We start from the raw sequence: 21,047 nt of genomic DNA on the forward strand, positions 1-21,047 counted from the left end.
CACGTGTGGTGTGCCGCCGCGCGTCTCTGTCTATTTCAACAGGAGTGCATGTATGCGGAACTACATTCAAGACGGTGACATTCTCACCGTGACGCTGACGAAGGACGTCAACTCCGGCGATCTCGTCCTGCTCGGCTCGTCGAAAACGCCGGCTGTCGCATATGGTTCGTATGCGGCGAACGTGCCCGGCGAGTACGCGCTCGACGGCGTCTTCGAGCTGCCGGCGGTGGCGGCGGATGCTGCTGTCGTTGGCGATGCTGCATTCTTCGATGCGGCGGCCGGCACAGTGACGGCCAAGGCGGACGGCAATGTTCCTGTCGGCATTTATGCCGCACCGAAGGCGGCAAACGTCAGTATCGCTCGTGTGCGTCTTCTGCGGACGCAGTGACGATGTATGACCCGTCTGTTATCTGGGCGGCGATTGCGGCCGTAGGCATGCTCAAAACGGCCGTGATCGAGGAATCTGGTGCAGACCTGCAGGTCGGTTTCTTCGCCCCTGACGAGATGGATCTCGACGGGCGCGTGACAGTCTCGAAACATCGGATCGAGTACCAGACGACTGCCGCTCCGGATCTGCGCCGCGATTCCATAGTCGTGATCGACGGCGTGCGGTATTCGATCTTTCGCCCGCCGAGACGCACCGATGACGGCTTTTTCTCTGTCGCCGAGCTGGAGGTGAAGCGATGACGACGATGCGCGAGCAATTCATCGAGCGGTTGATGTTGGTGCTGTCGAACGAGACGCGCTTGCACGATGCGGGCGTCGTGATCGAGCGCTCGCTCTTCGCCGCGTTCGCGAGCAACGAGCCGCGTGTGATGGTCGTGCATCGCGGCTCCGATCCCGTGGTCGAGGAGAACGTCGGCGTGACGACGCGCGAGTGTGGCGTCGCGCTGTCTGCCGTCGTTCACGCCGACGCTCCGGACCGTGAGGCCGACGTCATGTTCGAAGTGACGCACCCAATCGTGATGGGATTTCAGGCTGACGGTCTGATCGGCGTTCGCGAAGCCGGCACGGATGAGCCGCAGGCTGGCGACGCGGACGGTGGTGTTGGCGTTGTGACGATGCGGTATCTCTTTCTTTACCAGACGCGTGCCGGGCACCTCGCTTGAGGTCGCGGCGGCGCATTGACAGGAGTTGAAATGGGTAGCCCCAAATCAATGCGAAATTCCGTCGTACTGGCCGCACTGCAAACTGCGGTAGGTACGCCGGCCGTGCCGAAAGGCGCAACGGATGCCATCCTCGTGAGCAATCCCTCAGCGAAGCCGATCTCGGCAGAATACACCGGTCGGGATCTGGTTCGCCCGTTCTTTGGGAGCAGCGAGCAGCTCCCGGCCGGCGCGCACGCCGAGCTGGATTTCGAGGTCGAGGTCGCCGGGTCCGGCGGGGCCGGGGTTGCGCCGGCATGGGGCCGGCTGCTTGTAGCGTGCAATTTTGCCGAGACAATCACCGACAAGGTCGACGTGAAGTATCGTCCGGTCAGCACGGCCGTCCAGACGCCGCTGACGCTTTACTACTACCTCGACGGACTGCTGCACAAGCTGACGGACGCACGCGGGACGGTGTCGTGGGATTTTACGGTGAAGCAGATCCCGAAGATGAAGTTTCACTTCATGGGCGTCTACAACCCGGTCGTCGACTCGCCGCTGCCGGCGGACACCGATTTCTCAAAGTTTCTGCGGCCGAAGCTCGCGAGTACCGAGGCAACCACCTGGGCAATGCACGGCTATACCGGCCCGCTGCAGGCGTTGTCGCTCGATCTCGCCAACTCGCTGACGTGGGCGGCCTTGATCGGCTACGAGGGAGCGGAGATCAACGACCGTCAGCCGACCGGCAAGATCACGATGCAGCTCGGGTCGGTGGGGGAAAAGAACTGGTGGCAGTCGGTCAAGGATGCGACGACCGGCGCTCTCACCATCACGCAGGGCAATGTGCCCGGCAACATCGTCCAGTTCGACGCCCCCAAGGTGCAGTTGACCGATCCGTCGTATTCGGACCAAGACAAGAAAGTGATGCTCGATGCAACGCTGACGGTCAATCCGGATCGCGGCAATGACGAGCTGGTGATCACCGTAAAGTAACTTTTCGAACCCCATTCAGACGGCCGCGTGATGCGGCCGTTTCTCTTTGCGAGGCCGTATGTCCTACTGTTTGACCAAAGCCCCGACCTTCACGATGAAGGTTACCGTTGTGGAGCCGGGCACGAGCTCGAGCGGCGATATTGAAACCCACGAGTTCGTCGCCGTGTACAAGCGGATTTCGATGACCGAGTGGGACGAGATGCGAGCGTCCGGTCGCACTGACCAGTCAATCGTCGCCGACCTGCTCGTCGGCTGGCACGGTCTTGTTGACGATACTGGTAAAGAGGTGCCCTTCACGAACGGGACGCGCGACGCGCTTCTGTCCATTCCGCACGCGCTGCGTGGCGTTGTCGTGGCATTCATGACGGGTGCATCGGGTGCTGGACTAAAAAACTGATCGACGCGGCACGGCATTGGGCCCGCGCATCGTCGCCAGCACCGACCGTCGATCGCGGCGTCGTCGAAGCGCTGGCGGCGTTCGGTGCGAGGTCGGCTGATCTGGAGGTCGCTGCGTCGCAAGCGTCAGACACCGCGTTTGAGGTCTACCCGGAGAACTGGGATGCGGTTCGCGTGTTCGTTGCGATGACGACGCAATGGCGAATGACAGGGATCGCTGGTTTCGGTGGCGCATCGATGTTGCATACCGGGCTCGACTATTCGGCGCTTGAGCCAGTGTTGCGATTGCTCGACGTGAAGCGCAGACGTCGTGCCGCGTTGTTTCAGCAGATCAGGGTCATGGAAGAAGCGGCGCTCGAGGTGCTGTTGGCGGATTGACCAGAAGTAGTGGGGCATTCGATATGAACGGACAAAGCGGAAATTTGGGCCAGCTGGTAGTGCAGTTGACGATGGACCCGTCGACCTACACCGCGAACCTAAAAGCAGCGCAGAACAGCACGACGTCGTTTGCAAGCGGTGTCAACCAGTCTGCGCAACAGGCTGGCCAGTCGATGCAGAAAGTCGGGGTACATACCGTCGCAGCTCGCCGCGAGCTCATGGTGATGGCTCACGAGGTCGTGACGGGTAGCTGGAAGAACCTTGGTGGCTCCGCAATGGTATTCGCGGAGCAGATCGATCTGATGCATGTCGCACTTAGTCCGGTCGGCTTGGCAATCGGTGCGGTCGCAGCAGCTGTCGGCACGCTCGCGGTCGGGATCTACAAGGGCGCGCAGGAGGTCAGCACGTTCAACAAGTCGATCCAGCTCACCGGCAACTATGCGGGCATGACGACAAGTAGCATTGCTGCAATGTCGGTGTCTGTAGCGGACGCGACGCATGCGAGCGTGGGTACTGCGCGGCAGAGCGTCCAGTCGCTCGTGTCGACGGGACAGATCGCAGGCGAAGCGCTCCAGGTGCTCGGACAGAGCATGATTCGACTGCATGAGCTGACGGGTGCCAGCCTCGACGAGATCTCCAAGGATTTCGCGAAGATGCCCGAGGGTGTTGCGAAGTGGGCCGAGGAGCACAACCGCAGCATGCACTTCATGACGACGGCGCAGTACGAGCATATTCGTGCGATCGAGGAGACGGGCGACCGACAAAAAGCCATGCTCGAGACGGCGAAGCTGCTCGACACCCACCTACGCGGCGAGTCTCTTTCGAACCTTGGGGCGCTGGAGCGAGCATGGCGTGGGGTGGGGAGTGCGATTGGTGGCGCGTGGGAGTGGATGAAGTCGATCGGCAAAGCCGAGACGACGGCCGAGCGTGTTGTGGCGGCGAAGGCTGACCTGCGTCAACTGGAGGACGCAGCGCGGCGGGGAGGGGTCGCAATGCGCCCCGATGCGATGGAAGCGGCTCGTGCGCGGCTTGCTGCAGCTGAGAAGGCGGCGGCGGATGAAGCGACCGCAGCGGGCAAGAAGTCGGACGACGCGCGTACCCAAGAGGCGGGCATCGCGGCGTCGGACTACCTCAAGCGGTTGCGGGATGAGGCGCGGGGCATTGCTCGTGTCAATGATGCGCTCGACGACTACAAGCGCAAGGTTGCCGATTACAACAAGGCGAACCCTGAAAACAAAGTGTCAGCTGCTCAGATGGCCGCGGACATGGCAGAGATCCGGAAAAAGTACTCCGACCGCTCGGGCGCATCGGACGCGAACCGGATCCGGAAGAGCTTGCTCGATGCGGCCCTGCAGGAGACGAAGAACAGCCTCGAGCTGATCCAGAACGCCTACAAGAACGCCGACGATCAGTTGCAGGCGCTGCACAAAGCAACTTTGATTTCGGATCACGCGTTCTATGCAGCACAAATCGCGCTTGCCGACGACACGACGGCGAAGAAGATCGACGCCTACGAGCGTGAGAAAAAGACGCTCCAGTCGGCATATTGGAAGGCCCCGGCCGACGAGCGTATTCGCATCACGAAGGAGATCGGCGAGGTCGACACGAAGATCGCGAAGACGCGGGAGGAAAACGCGTCGCGTGATCTGGTGCTACTGACGCAGCAAGAGGACGCGCAGCGTCGTTACTTGAAGTCGATTTCCGACACGCGCGATGCGCTGTTGGCGCAAGCAGGTGTGTCGGTGCCGCGCGCGATGCACGACTACGACGATCGCAATCGGGGTGCGCTGCTGCAGGCGGCTTCGACGGGAGACGTGCAGGGGGCGGCATTCATCGAACAAAACCGGCAGCTCACGAAGATCTCAGCGCAGTACAACGACATCATCGCGCAGGCGAGCAGCGTGCAACGGAAGATCTCGCTCGATCAGCAAGAGGGGTTGACCGGATGGATCGACGGATTGTCACAGTTGCGCGCGAATTCGGCTGACACGGTGACGTCGCTGCAGGCCCTGTATGACGAGGTCAACCGGCTTTCGTGGCAAACGACGGACGAAGGTGTATTGCGCAATCTGGACGTGATGCGCGATCGCATCCGTCAGTCGATGCTCGACAGCTCGAACTATCTGAAGGACTTCACGGACGCAGGACGTAATGCTTTCAGCGGACTGTTTCAAGACATTGCGACGGGGGCAAAAACGCCTGCCGAGGCGGTGCGCTCGATGGTCGTGAGCATGCTTGGTTCGTTTGCGCAGCTTTTCGCGAACAGGGCTTATACGGGGCTCCTCGGGATGCTATTCGATGGGGCTCTTTCCAGTGCTGGCGGTATGGGCGGGAGCGCATATGGCTTCACGCCGCTGTCCTCTATCGCGGGAAGCGGTGCGCTATTTGGTCTGGGTGCGGGGATGAAGTTTGCGGGCGGTGGGCTGATCAGTGGACCCGGTACGGGTACGAGCGACAGCATTCTGGCCCGCGTGTCGAATCGTGAATTCATCGTACGCGCTGACGTCGTGTCTCAGCCGGGCGTGCTGCCGATGCTGGAGGATCTCAACAGCGGACGGGGCATGTCGCGGCTCTCGAGGTTCGCCAGCGGCGGGCTCGTAGCAGGCTCACGCATGGGTGGCGGCGTTGCATCGGCCGCTGGATTGAGCCTTTCGTTGTCGATGCCGATTTACATCCAGTCGAGCGATAGCGAGCAGGCTCAACCGTCGTCGATGGGGGCTGCTCAAGCACTTGTGGACGGCCTGAAGCAAAAGATGCGTGCTGTTGTCCTCGGCGAGACTCGACCGGGCGGAATCATCTACTCCTTCGTGAAAAATGGCAGATGAAATTTTCTCGTGGTCAGTTCGCACCGGCGATACAGGCCAGATCGAATTCAAGGTACGAGCCGCGTCCTTTGGGGACGGGTATCAGCAGCGTGTCGGCGATGGGATTAATTCGAAGCGTGCGAAGTGGCCTGTCACGATCAAAGGGACGTTGACGGAGGTTCAGCCGATTCTGGATTTTCTGGATCGACATGCTGGACGCAAGGCGTTTCAGTGGACGTCACCGATCGGAGTTGTGGGGCGCTATGTGTGCGCGGGGTATTCGCCGCTTCGTGGCGCGGGAGCCATAGTTACTTTGACGGCGATGTTCGAAGAATTTTTCGGGGCTTGATATGGCGAAATTGGAAAAGGTGGATCTCGGCGCACCAGGTACGGGTGTAGGTGGTGATTCTCCGCGCAGTGCGAACGAGCGAATCAATCGTAACGTCGACATTCTGAATTCGCAGGCCGCAGTGACATCAGTTCCGCTGATCACGTCGCCGCAGGCGCTTTCGGTCGCGATTCATATGGGTAAGCGAGTCAACATCAACCTTGCGAATCCTGGGATCGTCAATATGCCGAAGATTGCTGATCTGCCTGATCAGGATGGCGTGATTCTGCTTCGTAATATCGGGGCAAGCATAGTCACATTGGCTCCTGCTAGTGGCACGAATGACTGGGTCGGGCTGTCTCGATTGAACGCGGGCGAGTCGGCAATGATGGATGGGTTTGGTGGTGGTTGGAATGTTCTGATGCGTGGTCGTGCGCGTACCGACGATGAGATGATAGTCGGGAAGATGACCGTTGGCGGGACAATATCAGCCACAGGGGGAATTGCAGGAAACATCGCAGCGAGTGGCAAGGTTGGGGGCTTCAACGGAGCGAATATTCTCCTGAATGGCTCGGGGGAGTTGGGTAATGTCGGCTGGGCTTCGAGCGGCTTGGGTGTGGTTCAAGGGGGCTATGCGGAAGGAACATTTTTTTCAAATCTTGCGCCGATCACGGCGGGAAATTATGTGTTGGATTACGCCGATTTGATTCCGTGCGCCCCGCGATTGGCGTTAAATCTCTCAGCTGAACTCAATGCACAGGGTATGTCCCAAGGCCAAGCGCGGATCAAGATTGAGGCGCTGGATGCATCGAAGTCGATGTTGTCGGAATTAGGATCGGTTGCGGTAGCGGCAGGTACGGGCGGATGGCAATACCGTAGCGTAACAGTTACAACTCCGGAAAATACCGCGTATATCCGCGTCTGCAGGATTGCAGACTTCGCCCCCCGTGCGTCTGCTTACGGTTGCAGCATTCGGAGGATCAAGGTTGAAAACGGATCCGCACCGTCGCTGTACTCTCAGGAGGCGAGCATTGCGTATCTGGGTGGCGCACCTGCATATGCGGGACGTCCAACCTTTGCCGGAAAGGTTCCATGGGATTCTGGAAACCTCGCGAATCCGATGGATCTCGACGGTGTCCAGACCGTTACCGGGCTGAAGAGCTTCACGCAGCGCATCGTCGTCTCGAAAGATCCCGTGAATGGTGCATATACGAATGCTCCCGTCTGCGTAGTGGCACCGACTGGTATGGCGTCGGTTGCCCTTGCGAGCAAGAATGGAGCGTCCGTGGTGCAGTTGCGTTGCACTTCCGACACTAGCGCTCTTGAAGTGGTCAACGGATCCTCCGGTGCATACCAGCCGATCACCTGTTATTCGGTGACACAAACCTCGGATGAACGCCTGAAGTCGGACGTTGAGACGATTACCGACGTGCTGGAAAAGCTACGCAAGGTTCGGGGTGTCTATTACGTGATGAATGAGGTTCGCGGCGTCGGCGTCATCGCCCAAGAGGTACGTGAGGTCTTTCCGGAGGTTGTGGATGAGCTCGGAGTATCTGCGGAGGACGGGACGCCATATCTGGGGGTCAACTACGCGAACATGGTTGGTCCGCTCCTTCAGGGAATGCTTGAGATCGATGCGACATTGCAGGATGCGATGAAACGTATCGATGCGTTGGAGTCGGAAAAATGAGCATCACTACCGATATTCAGCAGCTCGAGCCAGGTGCGCTGATCGAGCTTTTCGAGCTAGACGCGACGGCGATCGGTGGTCAGGTAGCCTACTTTCACGGTCACCGGCAACAAGGCAAGATTGTTTGGCGTGCCGTCGCATATTCGCCATGGCCGATCACGGCGGATGGCTTCGAGCGAACGAGCTCCGGGCGACAGCCTGTTCCGACATTGAAGGTTGGAAACCTTGACGGATCCATTTCGTCCCTGTGTCTCGCATTCGCCGATATGGTCGGCGCGAAGGTGACGCGGCGGCGGACCCTGTTGAAGTATCTCGACGCCGTCAATTTCCCGAGCGGGAATCCGTGGGCAAATCCGAATGAGGAAATGCCGCCTGAGACATGGCTGATCGAGCGGAAGTCGCGCGAGGACAATGTGACGGTCGAGTTCGAACTGTCGTCGCCGCTTGATTTCGACGGCGAGCAGCTACCGCGCCGGCAAATCATTCCGAACCTGTGCACCTGGGCTTATCGTGGTCCGGAGTGCGGGTACACGGGAGGGCCGTGTGCAGACGCGAACGATGCCCCGACCACTGATCCTGCCAAAGATCGATGCAGCAATAGCGTGCGGGGCTGCAAGCTGCGATTCGGTGCCAACAATCCACTGCCTTACGGCGGCTTTCCTGCTGCGGGCCTCGTCCGCACCTGATCCTATGAAAAAAGCAACTTTGGACGCGATCCGCTTGCACGCGGTTCGCGCGTATCCGCACGAGTGTTGCGGTCTGGTGATTGTCGAGCGTGGCCGCGAGCGCTACGTCGAATGCAGCAATGCGGCGACGGGTAGCGATCATTTTGTTTTGCCGGCGGACGAGTATGCGGCGGCTGAGGATCGCGGCGCGGTCGTGGCTGTTGTCCATTCACATCCTGATTCACCCGCCGAACCATCGGAGGCGGATCGGGTCGCCTGCGAGGCGTCGGGCGTCGCGTGGCATGTCGTCGAGGTCCGGCGTGGTGACGATGGCGTTGTTCGGCCGGGGGCGATTGAGACGATCGAGCCGGTTGGGTTTCAGGTTCCGCTCGTTGGTCGGTCGTTTGCGCACGGCGTGCTCGACTGCTACACGCTGGTCCGAGATTGGTACCGCGTCGAGCATGAGATTGTGCTGCCTGACTTTCCCCGCCGGGATGCTTGGTGGGAGGCTGGTGAGGATCTCTACATGCAGCACTATCGCGCGGCGGGATTCGTGGCGTTGCAGGGAATGGAGCCGGTGCCGGAACGTGGCGACGTCATCTTGATGCAGGTGCGCGCGCCGGTCCCGAATCACGCGGGGATCTATCTCGGCGACGGCACGATGTTGCACCACCTCTACGACAAACTGTCGAGCCGTGACGTCTACGGCGGTTACTGGCGGGAAGTGACTCGCCTCATTCTGAGGTTCGAAGGATGAGTGACAACGTTCGGGTTATCAGGCTGTACGGCTATCTCGGCGCGCGGTTTGGCCGGGTTCATCGATTCGTCGTGGATTGTCCCGCGCGCGCGATCGGAGCGCTATGCGTGTTGGTGCCCGGCTTTGAGCGCGAGCTGATGCAGAGCCGGGATCGGGGCATCACGTACGCAGTCTTCGCGGGTCGTCGCAATCTCGGCGTGCGCGATCTGAGCTTTCCGTGCGGTGACGAGGACATCCGCATCGCCCCGGTATTGCAGGGAGCGAAGGCCGGAGGGCTGTTTCAGACGATTCTCGGTGGGGTGATGGCTGCGGTCGGCTACTACTTCGGATGGACCGGGATCGGAGCGGTAATCGGCAACATGGGTGTTGCCATGATGGCCGGCGGGATCTCGCAACTGCTCGCTCCGTCGCCGCGCGGGTTATCGACGAGAGATAGCCCGCAGAACCAAGCCAGCTACGTGTTCAATGGCCCGGTGAACACGACTGCGCAGGGCGGCCCCGTCCCGGTCCTGTATGGCGAGCTCGAGATCGGTTCGGCGGTCGCATCGGCCGGCATCTACGCGGAGGATCAGCTATGACGGCATATGGGTATCACGACGTTGTCGGGTACAAGAAAGGCGGCGGCGGTCGCGCTCCGATCGAGGCGAGCGACACCGCACGGTCGATCTCGTATGCGCGCGTGTTGGACATTCTGTCGGAGGGCGACATCGAAGGGCCGGTGAATGGACTGAAGTCGGTTCTCCTTGACGGTACTCCATTGGCAGCGGACGACGGCACGATCAATTTTCCGGGGGCGACGATCGAGTTCCGCACCGGCTCGCAGGACCAAAGTTACATTCAGGGTTTTCCTGCGGTCGAGAACGAGATCGGCGTGAGTGTCGAGCTGCGCAGCGCAACACCGTATTCGCGCGCGATCACCAATCTCGAACTGTCCGCTGTTCGCGTGCGGCTATCGACGCCGCAGTTCCAGCAGGTCGACCCCAACACGGGGGACGTGAAGGGCTATCGGGCTGAGTATCAAATCGAGATCGCGACGGACGACGGCGCATTCCAGGTGGTTTTGAAGACGGCGTTCGATATCAAGGTGTCGGGAAAGTATGAGCGGTCGCACCGTGTCGACCTGCCGCCGGCTCGTCGGGGGTGGACGTTGCGCGTTCGACGGCTGACGCCGAATGCGGGCAGTACGACGATCGCGGACACCATGATGGTCGAGTCCGTAACGGAGGTCATCGACGCGAAGCTGCGTTACCCGAACACGGCGCTGGCCGGCGTCATGGTCGATGCGTCTCAGTTTCAGCGTGTGCCAACGCGGTCGTACCACCTTCGTGGTCGTCGCATCCGCATTCCGTCGAATTATGATCCAGCGACGCGTGGCTATACGGGCGTCTGGGATGGCACGTTCAAGGTTGGATATACGAACAACCCGGCGTGGGTGTTCTACGACATGGCGACCCATCCGCGCTACGGCATGGGGCATCGAATTGCGCTTGACCAGCTCGATCGCTACCAGTTGTACAAGATCGGCCAGTACTGCGACGAACTTGTTCCGGACGGCAAGGGCGGGCAGGAGCCGCGCATGACGTGCAACGTATACCTGCAGACCCGTGCCGACGCATACAAAGTTCTGGCAGATCTGGCTTCCGTGTTTAGGGGCATTACGTACTGGTCGGCTGCGCAGATCTGGGCGGTGGCAAATATGCCTGCACAGCCGGTCTATACGTATACGGCCGGAAACGTCATCGACGGACTGTTCGTGCGGCAGGGAACCGAGCGAAAGACGCGATACACCGTTGCGCTGGTCTCGTGGAGCGATCCTGCAAACCACTATCAGCAGGCGGTTGAGGCGGTCGAGGATCGTGACGGAAAGCTGCGTTATGGGGTGCGGCAGACGGAGATCACGGCGATCGGATGCACATCGCAGGGGCAGGCGCAGCGAGTCGGTAAATGGGCTTTGCTCACGTCGCGCATGGAGACGCAAGAAGTAACTTTTTCGGTGGGTCTCGACGGCATGCTTGCGCTGCCGGGGCAGGTGATCCGCATAGCCGATTCGACGTTCGCCGGCCGCCCCATCAGTGGTCGTATTCACGCGGTTGCAGGGCGCACGATCACGGTCGACCGTGATCCCTCGGTGAAGCCGGGGGATCGGCTAATTGTGAACCTGCCTAGCGGCCGGAACGAAACGCGCGTGGTGTTCAAGGTGTCTGGTCGGGACATAACCGTGTCTACCGATTGGTCGGCTCAACCTGTCACCGAGGCGGTGTGGGCGGTCGAAAGCGACGACCTGGCAGTCCCAATGTTTCAGGTCGTGTCGGTCGCGGATCGCACTGACGATCAGTCGCTACGCTTCGAGATCACCGTAGTTCAGCACGCGCCGGGCAAGTTTGACAGCGTTGATTTCGGGACGCGGATCGAGGAGCGGCCGGTGACTGTCATTCCGCCGTCGATTCAGCCGCCGCCGGCAAACGTCCGTATCACGTCGTACTCGCGGATCGATCAAGGTGTGGCGTCAACCGTCATGGTGATCGGGTGGGATCCCGGTCAAGGTGCCGTGCAGTATGAGGCACAGTGGCGGAAGGATAACGGTGACTGGATCTCTGCGGGTCGAACTGGATCCGTGAACATCGAAGTACCGAACATCTACGCGGGAGCGTACATGGCCCGCATAGTCGCGATCAATGCGATGAATGTGCCGTCGCTGCCGGCGTTCAGTCCGCTGACGACCATGCAGGGCAAGACGACGCCTCCGCCTGCGGTGACGTTTCTGCGCTCGACGTCGCAGATCATGGGAATCGGTCTGGAGTGGGGCTTTCCAGAAGGAGCGCTCGACACTCAGCGGAGCGAGTTGTGGTACTCGACGACGTCGGATCGTGGTACGGCGAAGAAGCTCGGGGACTTCGCCTATCCGCAGCACGCGTACACGATGGACGGATTGCACGCTGGTGCGTCGTTTTTCTTCTGGGCTCGGCTCGTCGATCGCTCGGGTAACGTCGGGCCGTGGTATCCGGCCGGCGCTGGCGTGAACGGGCAGTCGAGTTCGGACGCCACTGCGATTGTCGAGTACCTGAAGGGGCAGATTGGCAATTCGGAACTGACTCAGCAGCTGCAGTCGCAGATCAAGAGCGCATCTGACTTTGTCGGCCCGGCGAAGCAGCAGCTAGAGCAGCTCGCCAATGCAGTGGGAGACGTCAAATCTCAGGTCGAGCGTGTCGACGGTGTTGTCGCGAAGTGGACGCCTGAGTGGGCCGGCGCTACTGATGGTTACGCAGGGGATGCCACGAAGCTGGCCGGTGCGTGGACGCAATGGTCGGCCATGACGGACAAGATATCAGCTGTCGCGCGTCGAGTAGATACCGTTTCCTCGGTGGCCGGCGATCTCGGTGCACAGATACGCATTGAGCAAAACACGCGCGTCAACGAGACAAGTGCGATGGCAGAGCGGATCGTCACGACCGAGGCAAGCGTCGGAAAGGTCAGTGCTGCTGTTGAACAAACCTCGCAGGCGGTCGCGGATGTGGATGGGCGCGTCAAGGCGTATTACACGTTGAAGGTGCAGGCGACGGTCGGCGGCAGTTACTACGTAGCAGGCATGTCGGTTGGCGTCGACAACAACAACGGGGTCGTGCAATCGCAGATCTTGTTCCAGGCGGATCGCTTTGCTCTGTTGAGCTTGGCAAATGGAGGCTGGTACACGCCGTTCGTCATCGAGAATGGGGAGGTATTCATCAACCGCGGATTCATCGGAAAGGGGTGGATTACGAATCTTATGATCGGCGACGTGATTCAGAGCAACGACTACGTCGCGGGTCAGCGAGGTTGGCGCATCGATAAGAATGGCTCGTTCGAGATCAACAGCGCCGATGGTGGCGGGCGCACGGTCATCAACCAGTATGGCGGTCAGGTGTACGGGGCGAACGGTGGTCTGCTTGTTCGTTGGGGGAGGTGGTAATGCCGGCTGGACTGCAGATCTTCGATTCGAATGGTCGCTTACTGCTCGACGGAACGACGCGGTGCGGTCGCCTGCGTGGAATGCTCTGGATAGGTGGGGCTGACGGTGGCCAGCAGGTTGATCTGTCGGGTGGTGAGCCGTTTTGGGCGTTCATGCCGGATTGGTTGTTCAAGCACATCTCGATGAAGGCTCCGGTGCCGAACATCGAGATCAACGCGAGTGGTGTGCGTTGGTGGTACAGCATGGACGGCGGCAACGATTATCGGACTCCTGTAGTGGGCTGGCTCATTTATGGGGTGTTTTGATGGGAGTTGGTTTTCAGGCTTTTACCGATGGCGGTGTCTTCCAGATTGACGGACTGACGCCCAACTATCAGCTCGTGCAACGGCTTGAGGCGGTATCGCAGCAGACGACTGTGGAGACGGTCTATAACAATGCGAGCATCCAGTATTACGGGACGTACTGGATGTGTGCTTTCGTGTTCACGGCCGATCGCCCGTTATATGCATTTTGCGCAGATCCGGGCGTCGGCGTCTCGCTGTGGGATGCGAAAGCATCAAAGGACGGACGCACGTACACGGTCAGATTTATTACCGAGGCGCAGACCACTGTTCGCTTGTTCGTGTTCTCGAACGTACCTGCGACGGGAAGCCGATACGGGCTGCAGGTGTTTAGCCCCAATGGGACTCTCATCGCTGATGCTGCTAGCCCGTTCTATCGCGTCCTTGACGTGATTGAGTCTCGGTACATGGGCGACGCGGGCTGGGCGGTTACTGGGTCACCTAATCCGTCATGGGATCAGCGCGCGTATGGGCGCCCCGTGTTGATTTCCGGGTTGTGGCCGGCCCATTACATATGGGGCTCGTCAAACAGCAGTCAGCGCCTCTGGGACGTTCTGGAGATCGGCACGGTACGGGTCACTGGCGACGTTATCTCTTGGGGCACGCGGATCTACAACGGGGGGAGATCGCCAAATATAACGACATTCAGGGAGTGCTGGCACATGCGCTTCATGGTGCTAGACGGAACAGGAATCGTGTAATAGGCCGCCAAGTTTGGCGGCCTTTTTCTTTGTGGGGTACGGGGAAGAGGAGCCGTAATGCAAGAGCATGAAAAAACCATCGTGGAGTTGATTCTCATGGGCGGATTGATTGGCATCGCGAAGGTGCTGGTCGGCAGTGAGCCGTTGTCGTTTCGGCTCGTAGTCGGCCGGGCCGTGTTGGGCTCTGCGACGTCGATGGTCGCTGGCATCGCACTGCTGCAGATTCCGGATCTGCCGCCGATCGCGCTGCTCGGCCTCGGCAGCGCGTTCGGCATCGTCGGGTCGCAGTACCTCGAGGTGCTGCTGCGGAGAAAGGCAAAGCAACTTTTTGGGGGTAGCAAGAATGGGTAACTACGACGCGTTGAAATTGAAAGCCGAACTGACGCGGGACGAGGATCGGCGATATCGAATCTACACCGATACGGTCGGCAAGGTATCAGGCGGTATCGGCCGCAACCTGACCGACAAGGGGTTCCGCGATAACGAGATCGATCTGATGTACCAGAACGATATCGCCGAAACCGAGGCATGGCTCGATCGCGCGTTGCCGTGGTGGCGCTCGCTCGACCCGGTTCGTCAGCGCGTGATGATGAACATGGCATTCAACATGCAAGGGAGGTTGCTCGGATTTCGCAATTTCCTTGCAGCCGCGCAACGCGGTGATTGGGGCGCGGCTGCGACGGAGATGCTGGACAGCCTGTGGGCGAGGCAGGTCGGGGATCGTGCGAAGCGCCTTGCATCGATGATGAGGAGTGGCGCATGACATGGCTCGATCCTCGCATCTGGCTGGCCGTCATCGTTGCGGTCGTCATCGGATCCGCTGCTGGCTACTCGAAGGGGCACCGTGATGCCGATCAGTCGGCCGCAGTCGCCAGTCAAAAAAAACAGATCGATGATCTGACCGCCGAGCGCGACGGCCTCGGTCGCCGCTTGGCGAAACAACAGGAGATTGCAACCGATGCTGCGAAAGAACGTGATCAGGCAGTCGCTGATGCTGTTGCTGCCGATGGTGCTGCTGACGGGCTGCGTAAGCAAGTCGCCGTACTTATCGAGCGCGCAAAGCATTCCGCCATTGTCGGCGGAGGCCCGGCAACCGGAGACGCCCTCGATCTGCTTGCCGACGTGTTCGGCCGGGCTGATGCGCGAGCGGGAGAATTGGCGAGCATCGCTGACAGGCGGGGAATCGCCGGCCGGCAGTGTGAGCGCAGTTACGACGCGTTGATCGTCGACGCGCAATCTATCCAGTCGCGGTAGCGCGGCATTCGAGGCCGGGAGGCCTCGAGAGAAACAGGGCGACCGAGGGAATGTTCGCGCATTGTCCTCGGTCACCTTTCCACTGAGCAAGCCAGTGAATCAGCCAAGGCCCCGTTTACCTACGTAGGCGGGCCGGATTCTACACCAAGTTTAAAAACGGCTTTCACAATGGCAAATCCGATTATTCCGTGGATCGGCGGCAAGCGCCGCCTTGCAGATCACCTGATCCCGCGCTTTCCGTCACATGACTGCTACGTCGAAGTGTTCGCTGGCGGTGCCGCGTTGTACTTCATGCGTCCGCCGGCAAAGGTCGAGGTGATCAACGATGTCAATGGCGAACTGATCAACCTCTACCGCGTTGTGCAACATCACCTCGAGGAATTCGTGCGCCAGTTCAAATGGGCATTGACGAGCCGGCAAGTTTTCGAGTGGCTGAAGTCGACGGTCCCGGAAACCCTCACCGATATCCAGCGAGCCGCGCGCTTCTACTACCTCCAGAAAAGTTGCTTTGGCGGGAAGCTCGAAGGGCAGACGTTCGGCACAGCGACAACGACTCCGCCGGGCCTGAATCTTCTGCGGATCGAGGAGGAACTTTCAGCCGCGCATCTCAGGTTGGCGAATACGTTCGTCGAGCGTCTCGATTGGGCTGGATGCATTGACCGCTACGACCGGGCGCACACGCTGTTCTATCTCGATCCCCCGTATTACGAGACGGAAGGTTACGGCGTGGCGTTCCCGTTTGCCGAGTACGAAAAGATGGCGGATCGGCTGCGCACGATTAAGGGGCGGGCAATCGTGAGTCTGAATGACCATCCCGAGATTCGACGCGTGTTCGACGGATACCACATCGAGACGGTGCCGATCGACTACACGGTCGGGGGTGGTAAGGGAGTCAGCCGGAACGAACTGATCATTTTTAGTTGGGACGACGCAGCGCAACCGGTCGGCTTGTTCTGACCTAGGCCGGGGCGTTGACCCCGGCTCGCTTTCAATAGTTACCTGCGTGTAATCATTCTGTAAAATGGAATCGCGGGGACATACCAAATCAACTAGCACCTGAGACTTCAATGAAAAAAAAGCTACTTGCTGCTTTATGCGTTGCAGCCGCTCTGTCGGCCTGCGGGGGTGGGGACGACGTCGCGCCGGCTAACACCGGGCCGGCAATTCGCATGACGTTCACCGGGAATCCGATTATTGGTTCGCGTGTTGCGCGTGCGATGGCGGCTGTCGACGCGAGCTCGCCAGTCGTGCCGAACTCGAACAATGCACTGGCGACGATCGATGCGTTGCAGGCCGCATTCAAAGCGCGCGGTGCCGACGTTGGCGTTTATCCTGGCGTGATCGACGGTACGACTCTGCATCAACTCGTCCAGGCGGAGAACGGTGGAGTTGGTCCGACTCAAGCGGACGTGATGAACGTGAACATCAACATTTCCGAGTGGGTGTTGATGAATTTCCAACTGGACGATATGACCGGCTACGTCGACACGCCGGAAAAGTATGCGGCAGTGGATCAGTTTCGAAGTGACCTGCAGATCTACGCTGCGCGCGAGTATCTCAAGGGACGGGTCGTTCACGCGGTGCTCCCGATCGTTTCGTGTGCACCCGTGCGGACGGAGCGAGTTACCGGCGCGAGCGGGAGCACATTCGATCAAGTGTATTTCCCCGCATCCCGCGAGTTGTATGCAGCGATCAATATGGCATCGACCGGTGGTGTTGTCGGGTTCCGTACCGTTGGCGGGCTGTGGCAGTCGGATCCGGTCCATATGGGCGCGGACTGTTCGACACCGGATCAGGTGGCTCAGGACGCGCAGATCAACAGCATTGTCGATCCGCTAACGATCAATTACAAAGCCGCGCTTGAAACGATCAATCTGTGCAAGCACAAGCCGGAAGCGATTCCTGAGTACATCCGGGGTGCGCAGTGTTGGGGCATCGAGCCGGTCAAGAAGTAATCGTAGTGGCGTCGCGCGCGAGCCAGCGTGCGACGCATTCCCTTCCGCGTGGTCAATCGAACCGCGCACCGTCAATCATCCGTCGAAGCTGATCAAGCGCGAACGAATCGGGGTAGCCGTTCTTCTTCAGCTCCAGCTCGGCCGCGCAGACCATTTTCTCCATGAGCCGCAGTGTTCGGCGGACGTGTACGACTTCCAGCACGAAGCGTTGTTCGAGCGTAAGCGAGCGATGTTTCTTGAAGTTGGCCGCGCTCCACGCGTCGCGCAACTCCTCCCATGTCAACCGTTGAAACTCGGGTAGCTTCGTTGCCTTGTCGGAACCCGGATCAGGTTCACCGGGAACGTCATAAAGCCTGCGTTTCATTTCTTCGCGCGCGCGCCACTCGTCGGAGAACGGCTCAACGGGCGCGCGAGGATTGTTCATTCGGCCTGCCCGCATAACCTCCCTGTCGATCTTGTTCGACAGGCGTCGCAACGGGGCAGCATATTGCAGCTCGTCGGCACGATCGAGGTACGCGATCATGCGTGTCGCGTCGCCGGTAAGCCCGCTCATTTCTCTCATCGTGATTCGCAGGTGTAGCACTTCGAGAATCAGCCGATGGACGTCGGCGTACGTGCACGAGTTCCACCACTTCGACATCTCATCGAACTTGGGAGGGCCAAATGGGGGCAAGATCATGATGCGTGCAAAATACTGTATGGATATACAGTTTATCGCGCGGTAAGATGAGGTCGTCAAGTCTCAATAATTGGGGGCGGCCAGTGTGCACAAACTACAAGGCACCAAGCGAAGATCCGGGTATCAACGAACTGAAGATTGGCATCGGTGACCTGTACCGTCGCGACCCGTGGGAGTTGGATGTCTATCCGGACTATGCGGCACCGATCGCTTGGGCGGACGGGGACGGCCTCGGCGTTGTAAAAGCTGTGTTTGGATTCTGGCCGAAGTTCATGCAACCGGAGCGTGTCGACGAGCGCGGCCGGAAGCGGAAGAAGCTCGACACGATGAATGCCCGGTCTGAGACGGTCGGAGAGTCGCGGCTGTACGGCAAGGCTTGGCGAGCGGGGCAACGTTGCCTGATCCCGGCGCGTTGGATATACGAGCCATGTTATGAGACGGGCCGGAACGTATGGCAGCGAATCGGCCTTACGGACTGGCAGTCGTACTGTGTGGCGGGCATCTGGCGGCGCTACGATGGCGACGACGGCCGTACGCTCATTGGTATGTCCATGCTTACCGTCAACGCCGACGGCCACGCTGTAATGGGGCGCATGCACAAACCCGGTGACGAAAAGCGCTCGGTGGTCATATTGCGGCCAGTCGACTATGACGAATGGCTGCATAGCAAGAACGTAGAGGCGGCTCGGACACTATTGAACCTGCTTCCGGCAAATGAAATGATTGCAGCTCCAAAGTAACCTTGGTCAGTGGCTTCCGATATCGGGAATTGCAAAATCGTCAACGGGGTAATAATGAGTGAATTCGCAAATGCGATGGCAAAACTTGCTGGGGTCCGAAAGGCGGTCGAACACGCGCTTGCTGAACAAGTAGGGCGGGGCAACGCAATTCAGCCACGACCAAGCTTTGCGCCAGCCGACGTTGGAAAATTCTTTGAACAATTTGTCCAGCAAACTGCGGTTCTCAGCAAGGAACGGCCTGATCTTTACGGCGACTTCGTGATGATGGATGTTGGGGCGGATCTAGAGATGATGCCCGACGCGGCAGGGCAAGCCCGACGATACTATTCTAGAACTAAGCTCATGCAGTTGATTGGGGCCATTGACCAATTGATGGAGATTCGGGCGAGCAGTGTTCCCCCAGCAAAATCGCGTCGGCTGCCAATGCGAGTTTTTTTGTCGCACGGTCGTTCTAAGGATTGGATGGACGTGCAACGTCACATTGAGAAGGAAGTTGGGCTTGACACACTCGAACTAGCGCAAGAGGCGAGTCAGGGGCAGACGGTAATTGAGAAGCTCGAGACAAACAGCGAACTATGCGATAGCGCCGTGATCGTTATGAGCGGAGATGATTCGGATGCTGCAGGACAGTCGAGGGTACGTGAGAACGTGATGCATGAGATTGGATTCTTTCACGCTAAGTATGGACGAAGCCGAGTCATCCTGCTTCACGAGGAGGGCGTGAGCATTCCGACGAATCTTGCGGGGATTGTGTATGTTTCATACCCAAAAGGGTATGTCCATGCGACATACAGCCCGCTTGATCGAGAGTTACTTAGCATTTACCGTTGAGGGTGATAGTCCCCGCGATACGTAAAAGCCCGCTGCGAGCGGGCTTTTTTGCAGAAGTGCTGCAACGTCGGACATGTGCCTTGCCGGATGTACGGGGCGTATATCCATCCCTAATCTAAGAGGGGGCGTCCGGGTATGTTTGCCGCGTATGACTGTTAGTCTTGGTGCAAGGTGCCCAGGTTGAACCCGGAAACTTCTCGGAGTCGCCCCCGCCACCATACTCCGCCATTGCCCGGAATCGGCGATCCGCTTGGATGGAAGGTACGGGCATTTTTCAGGTGAATGTAGTACGGCTGGTCCACGCCTTTTTTGTATGAGCCATCCTCTTCCAAATACACCTTTCCCCAGTTTGCGAAGCTTTCTTTGAGTCCGGCCGCGCCGTTCGCATCGTTAAAGGAGCCGGCAAAGGTTGCCCCGAACCCTTCGAAGTAGTGTTTGCCGCCGATCAGCTGGCCGCTAACCAGAAAGCCACCCACGAACAACGTGATGCCAATCTCGAGGTCGCTGCTATTGACCATCGAGACTAATGACTGAAGGAACCAATCATTTTCTGCGCTGGTGACGACGTGCAGGGGAGTTGACGGCCCACCGTCGTGCGGGGCTGTGGTCTGCTCGCTCATGGGAATTCCCTCGTGTTGTGGAACTCAAATCATAGCCGATCGAACATTACGAAGGGATGAGGCGAACGAATGGTTAATGTGGGTGGTTAATTTTATTAAGTTATTGAAAATAAATAAGAGACGACGGCCTGCAAAGCCGTTTAGGCCGGTTCGACTCCGGCTCGCGCCTCCAGGTAAGAAGCGAAAAGCCCCGCTTCGGCGGGGGCTTTTCTTTTTTCCACGCCCGTTGCGGAGATGGCTCGTGAGACGGGCGGGATGGATGCGGTAGCATGACGCGACCCGCGGGCGTTTGGGCCCTGCGCGAAACGTTGAGGCTGTCGATGCAGAAACCTGGTGAGGCGGATTGAATACCCCGGAGCCCGAAACGAGGGACGCGCGGCTTTCCGATTGCGCCGCAATCGCGAGGCTGTTGCGCCAGCTCGGATATGACGTCACGCCCGCGCTGATCCATGAAAAATTGCTGTCGCTGGCCGACAAGCCGAGTGACCGGGTCTGCGTGGCGATTCTGAATGGCGAGATTGTCGGCAGTATCAGCCTGCACATCCTTCCGCTCTTTCACGCACCCGGGAATCTCGGGCGCATCACGAGTTTGGTCGTCGACGAGCGTCACCGGGGATGCGGAATCGGCGGTGCGCTGATGGCGGACGCGCAACGTTGGTTCGAGCGCGGCCGATGTGTGAAGCTGGAGGTGACGAGTGGTGACCAACGTCCGGACGCTCACCGTTTTTACGCGCATCACGGTTTCGCGCGCGACGGGCAGCGTCTTTCCCGGAAAATGCGCACGTAGCGCGTGTTTGAAATCAAAAAGCCCGCTGCGAGCGGGCTTTTTGATTTCGGCAGATGCAGCGGGATTCTCGAACGGGCTTCGGTCATGCGATGCCGCT

At 59.4% G+C, this 21,047-nt stretch carries 25 protein-coding genes and 1 tRNA gene; 24 read left to right on the forward strand and 2 right to left on the reverse strand.

Annotation, left to right across the window (positions count from 1 at the left end; translation table 11 throughout):
- The first annotated feature begins 52 nt into the window (after positions 1-52).
- The 20 genes from AB3K92_RS28090 to AB3K92_RS28185 all read left to right on the forward strand — a co-directional run bounded on the left by AB3K92_RS28090 (position 53) and on the right by AB3K92_RS28185 (position 17,293).
- Positions 53-388, forward strand: a complete 336-nt coding sequence (locus tag AB3K92_RS28090) for a capsid cement protein (RefSeq protein WP_369466270.1) — start codon at positions 53-55, stop codon at positions 386-388.
- A gap of 2 nt (positions 389-390) precedes the next feature.
- Positions 391-687, forward strand: a complete 297-nt coding sequence (locus tag AB3K92_RS28095) for a hypothetical protein (protein ID WP_060331543.1) — start codon at positions 391-393, stop codon at positions 685-687.
- Complete coding sequence (locus AB3K92_RS28100; RefSeq protein WP_369466272.1) at positions 684-1,109, forward strand: hypothetical protein; 426 nt, start codon at positions 684-686, stop codon at positions 1,107-1,109. Before AB3K92_RS28095 ends, AB3K92_RS28100 begins: the two co-directional genes overlap by 4 nt.
- A gap of 30 nt (positions 1,110-1,139) precedes the next feature.
- The gene (locus tag AB3K92_RS28105; protein WP_226257477.1) at positions 1,140-2,078 is read left to right on the forward strand and encodes a phage tail tube protein; all 939 of its coding nucleotides are present in this window, start codon (positions 1,140-1,142) and stop codon (positions 2,076-2,078) included.
- 94 nt (positions 2,079-2,172) lie between these two features.
- The gene (locus AB3K92_RS28110) at positions 2,173-2,475 is read left to right on the forward strand and encodes a hypothetical protein (protein WP_369466274.1); all 303 of its coding nucleotides are present in this window, start codon (positions 2,173-2,175) and stop codon (positions 2,473-2,475) included.
- A gap of 101 nt (positions 2,476-2,576) precedes the next feature.
- Complete coding sequence (locus AB3K92_RS28115; protein ID WP_063813031.1) at positions 2,577-2,852, forward strand: DUF1799 domain-containing protein; 276 nt, start codon at positions 2,577-2,579, stop codon at positions 2,850-2,852.
- A 71-nt stretch (positions 2,853-2,923) separates the two neighbouring features.
- The gene (locus tag AB3K92_RS28120; protein WP_369466275.1) at positions 2,924-5,677 is read left to right on the forward strand and encodes a phage tail length tape measure family protein; all 2,754 of its coding nucleotides are present in this window, start codon (positions 2,924-2,926) and stop codon (positions 5,675-5,677) included.
- Positions 5,667-6,005, forward strand: a complete 339-nt coding sequence (locus tag AB3K92_RS28125; protein WP_369466276.1) for a phage tail protein — start codon at positions 5,667-5,669, stop codon at positions 6,003-6,005. The genes AB3K92_RS28120 and AB3K92_RS28125 overlap by 11 nt, the downstream gene beginning before the upstream one ends.
- A 1-nt stretch (position 6,006) precedes the next feature.
- Positions 6,007-7,674, forward strand: coding sequence for a tail fiber domain-containing protein (locus AB3K92_RS28130; protein WP_369466277.1), 1,668 nt, complete (start codon positions 6,007-6,009; stop codon positions 7,672-7,674).
- On the forward strand, positions 7,671-8,360 hold the full coding sequence (locus AB3K92_RS28135; RefSeq protein ID WP_369466278.1) for a phage minor tail protein L: 690 nt from the start codon (positions 7,671-7,673) through the stop codon (positions 8,358-8,360). Before AB3K92_RS28130 ends, AB3K92_RS28135 begins: the two co-directional genes overlap by 4 nt.
- Positions 8,361-8,364: 4 nt before the next feature.
- Positions 8,365-9,096 carry a C40 family peptidase gene (locus AB3K92_RS28140; protein WP_175897814.1) on the forward strand — a complete coding sequence of 244 codons (732 nt, stop codon included), beginning with the start codon at positions 8,365-8,367 and terminating at the stop codon, positions 9,094-9,096.
- Positions 9,093-9,674, forward strand: coding sequence for a tail assembly protein (locus AB3K92_RS28145; RefSeq protein WP_369466279.1), 582 nt, complete (start codon positions 9,093-9,095; stop codon positions 9,672-9,674). Before AB3K92_RS28140 ends, AB3K92_RS28145 begins: the two co-directional genes overlap by 4 nt.
- The gene (locus tag AB3K92_RS28150) at positions 9,671-13,042 is read left to right on the forward strand and encodes a host specificity protein J (protein ID WP_369466280.1); all 3,372 of its coding nucleotides are present in this window, start codon (positions 9,671-9,673) and stop codon (positions 13,040-13,042) included. The genes AB3K92_RS28145 and AB3K92_RS28150 overlap by 4 nt, the downstream gene beginning before the upstream one ends.
- Positions 13,042-13,347 (forward strand): hypothetical protein, encoded by a 306-nt coding sequence (locus AB3K92_RS28155; protein ID WP_176115278.1) that lies wholly within the window; start codon positions 13,042-13,044, stop codon positions 13,345-13,347. Before AB3K92_RS28150 ends, AB3K92_RS28155 begins: the two co-directional genes overlap by 1 nt.
- Positions 13,347-14,084, forward strand: a complete 738-nt coding sequence (locus AB3K92_RS28160; protein WP_369466281.1) for a hypothetical protein — start codon at positions 13,347-13,349, stop codon at positions 14,082-14,084. Before AB3K92_RS28155 ends, AB3K92_RS28160 begins: the two co-directional genes overlap by 1 nt.
- A 57-nt stretch (positions 14,085-14,141) precedes the next feature.
- The gene (locus AB3K92_RS28165; RefSeq protein ID WP_369466283.1) at positions 14,142-14,435 is read left to right on the forward strand and encodes a holin; all 294 of its coding nucleotides are present in this window, start codon (positions 14,142-14,144) and stop codon (positions 14,433-14,435) included.
- Complete coding sequence (locus AB3K92_RS28170) at positions 14,428-14,847, forward strand: glycoside hydrolase family protein (RefSeq protein ID WP_175897810.1); 420 nt, start codon at positions 14,428-14,430, stop codon at positions 14,845-14,847. Before AB3K92_RS28165 ends, AB3K92_RS28170 begins: the two co-directional genes overlap by 8 nt.
- Positions 14,844-15,338 carry a DUF2514 family protein gene (locus tag AB3K92_RS28175; protein WP_369466284.1) on the forward strand — a complete coding sequence of 165 codons (495 nt, stop codon included), beginning with the start codon at positions 14,844-14,846 and terminating at the stop codon, positions 15,336-15,338. The genes AB3K92_RS28170 and AB3K92_RS28175 overlap by 4 nt, the downstream gene beginning before the upstream one ends.
- 168 nt (positions 15,339-15,506) lie before the next feature.
- Positions 15,507-16,295, forward strand: a complete 789-nt coding sequence (locus AB3K92_RS28180; RefSeq protein ID WP_059670899.1) for a DNA adenine methylase — start codon at positions 15,507-15,509, stop codon at positions 16,293-16,295.
- Between the two features lie 110 nt (positions 16,296-16,405).
- Complete coding sequence (locus AB3K92_RS28185) at positions 16,406-17,293, forward strand: hypothetical protein (RefSeq protein ID WP_369466285.1); 888 nt, start codon at positions 16,406-16,408, stop codon at positions 17,291-17,293.
- Positions 17,294-17,345: 52 nt separating this feature from the next.
- On the opposite strand, the gene AB3K92_RS28190 is transcribed toward AB3K92_RS28185, so the two are convergent.
- The gene (locus AB3K92_RS28190; RefSeq protein ID WP_212175599.1) at positions 17,346-17,846 is read right to left on the reverse strand and encodes a hypothetical protein; all 501 of its coding nucleotides are present in this window, start codon (positions 17,844-17,846) and stop codon (positions 17,346-17,348) included.
- 209 nt (positions 17,847-18,055) lie between these two features.
- Between AB3K92_RS28190 and AB3K92_RS28195 the strand changes: the two genes are divergently transcribed.
- Both AB3K92_RS28195 and AB3K92_RS28200 read left to right on the forward strand, forming a co-directional pair.
- Positions 18,056-18,712 (forward strand): SOS response-associated peptidase family protein, encoded by a 657-nt coding sequence (locus AB3K92_RS28195; protein WP_369466286.1) that lies wholly within the window; start codon positions 18,056-18,058, stop codon positions 18,710-18,712.
- A gap of 54 nt (positions 18,713-18,766) precedes the next feature.
- A complete protein-coding gene (locus AB3K92_RS28200) occupies positions 18,767-19,543 on the forward strand; it encodes a TIR domain-containing protein (RefSeq protein WP_369466287.1) in 777 nt (258 codons plus the stop codon).
- A 155-nt stretch (positions 19,544-19,698) separates the two neighbouring features.
- Here the strand turns inward: AB3K92_RS28200 and gvpU are convergent, their stop codons facing one another.
- A complete protein-coding gene (gene gvpU / locus AB3K92_RS28205; protein ID WP_369466288.1) occupies positions 19,699-20,163 on the reverse strand; it encodes a gas vesicle accessory protein GvpU in 465 nt (154 codons plus the stop codon).
- Positions 20,164-20,223: 60 nt separating this feature from the next.
- On the opposite strand from gvpU, the gene AB3K92_RS28210 reads away from it, so the two are divergent.
- Together AB3K92_RS28210 and AB3K92_RS28215 are read left to right on the forward strand one after the other, a co-directional pair.
- Positions 20,224-20,335, forward strand: a tRNA-Cys gene (locus AB3K92_RS28210).
- Positions 20,336-20,506: 171 nt separating this feature from the next.
- Positions 20,507-20,950, forward strand: a complete 444-nt coding sequence (locus AB3K92_RS28215) for a GNAT family N-acetyltransferase (RefSeq protein WP_042977606.1) — start codon at positions 20,507-20,509, stop codon at positions 20,948-20,950.
- Positions 20,951-21,047 lie beyond the last annotated feature (97 nt).

This window comes from Burkholderia sp. Bmkn7, assembly GCF_041103175.1.
Lineage (GTDB): Bacteria > Pseudomonadota > Gammaproteobacteria > Burkholderiales > Burkholderiaceae > Burkholderia > Burkholderia cepacia.

Coding starts and splice junctions, on each gene's coding strand:
- AB3K92_RS28200 (WP_369466287.1), top strand. CDS start 18,767: ATGAGTGAATTCGCAAATGCGATGGCAAAACTTGCTGGGGTCCGAAAG.
- AB3K92_RS28170 (WP_175897810.1), top strand. CDS start 14,428: ATGGGTAACTACGACGCGTTGAAATTGAAAGCCGAACTGACGCGGGAC.
- AB3K92_RS28190 (WP_212175599.1), bottom strand. CDS start 17,846: ATGAGCGGGCTTACCGGCGACGCGACACGCATGATCGCGTACCTCGAT.
- AB3K92_RS28180 (WP_059670899.1), top strand. CDS start 15,507: ATGGCAAATCCGATTATTCCGTGGATCGGCGGCAAGCGCCGCCTTGCA.
- AB3K92_RS28125 (WP_369466276.1), top strand. CDS start 5,667: ATGGCAGATGAAATTTTCTCGTGGTCAGTTCGCACCGGCGATACAGGC.
- AB3K92_RS28155 (WP_176115278.1), top strand. CDS start 13,042: ATGCCGGCTGGACTGCAGATCTTCGATTCGAATGGTCGCTTACTGCTC.
- AB3K92_RS28105 (WP_226257477.1), top strand. CDS start 1,140: ATGGGTAGCCCCAAATCAATGCGAAATTCCGTCGTACTGGCCGCACTG.
- AB3K92_RS28120 (WP_369466275.1), top strand. CDS start 2,924: ATGGACCCGTCGACCTACACCGCGAACCTAAAAGCAGCGCAGAACAGC.
- AB3K92_RS28185 (WP_369466285.1), top strand. CDS start 16,406: ATGAAAAAAAAGCTACTTGCTGCTTTATGCGTTGCAGCCGCTCTGTCG.
- AB3K92_RS28130 (WP_369466277.1), top strand. CDS start 6,007: ATGGCGAAATTGGAAAAGGTGGATCTCGGCGCACCAGGTACGGGTGTA.
- AB3K92_RS28135 (WP_369466278.1), top strand. CDS start 7,671: ATGAGCATCACTACCGATATTCAGCAGCTCGAGCCAGGTGCGCTGATC.
- AB3K92_RS28140 (WP_175897814.1), top strand. CDS start 8,365: ATGAAAAAAGCAACTTTGGACGCGATCCGCTTGCACGCGGTTCGCGCG.
- AB3K92_RS28110 (WP_369466274.1), top strand. CDS start 2,173: ATGAAGGTTACCGTTGTGGAGCCGGGCACGAGCTCGAGCGGCGATATT.
- AB3K92_RS28100 (WP_369466272.1), top strand. CDS start 684: ATGACGACGATGCGCGAGCAATTCATCGAGCGGTTGATGTTGGTGCTG.
- AB3K92_RS28150 (WP_369466280.1), top strand. CDS start 9,671: ATGACGGCATATGGGTATCACGACGTTGTCGGGTACAAGAAAGGCGGC.
- AB3K92_RS28090 (WP_369466270.1), top strand. CDS start 53: ATGCGGAACTACATTCAAGACGGTGACATTCTCACCGTGACGCTGACG.
- AB3K92_RS28175 (WP_369466284.1), top strand. CDS start 14,844: ATGACATGGCTCGATCCTCGCATCTGGCTGGCCGTCATCGTTGCGGTC.
- AB3K92_RS28095 (WP_060331543.1), top strand. CDS start 391: ATGTATGACCCGTCTGTTATCTGGGCGGCGATTGCGGCCGTAGGCATG.
- gvpU (WP_369466288.1), bottom strand. CDS start 20,163: ATGAGCGAGCAGACCACAGCCCCGCACGACGGTGGGCCGTCAACTCCC.
- AB3K92_RS28160 (WP_369466281.1), top strand. CDS start 13,347: ATGGGAGTTGGTTTTCAGGCTTTTACCGATGGCGGTGTCTTCCAGATT.
- AB3K92_RS28165 (WP_369466283.1), top strand. CDS start 14,142: ATGCAAGAGCATGAAAAAACCATCGTGGAGTTGATTCTCATGGGCGGA.
- AB3K92_RS28145 (WP_369466279.1), top strand. CDS start 9,093: ATGAGTGACAACGTTCGGGTTATCAGGCTGTACGGCTATCTCGGCGCG.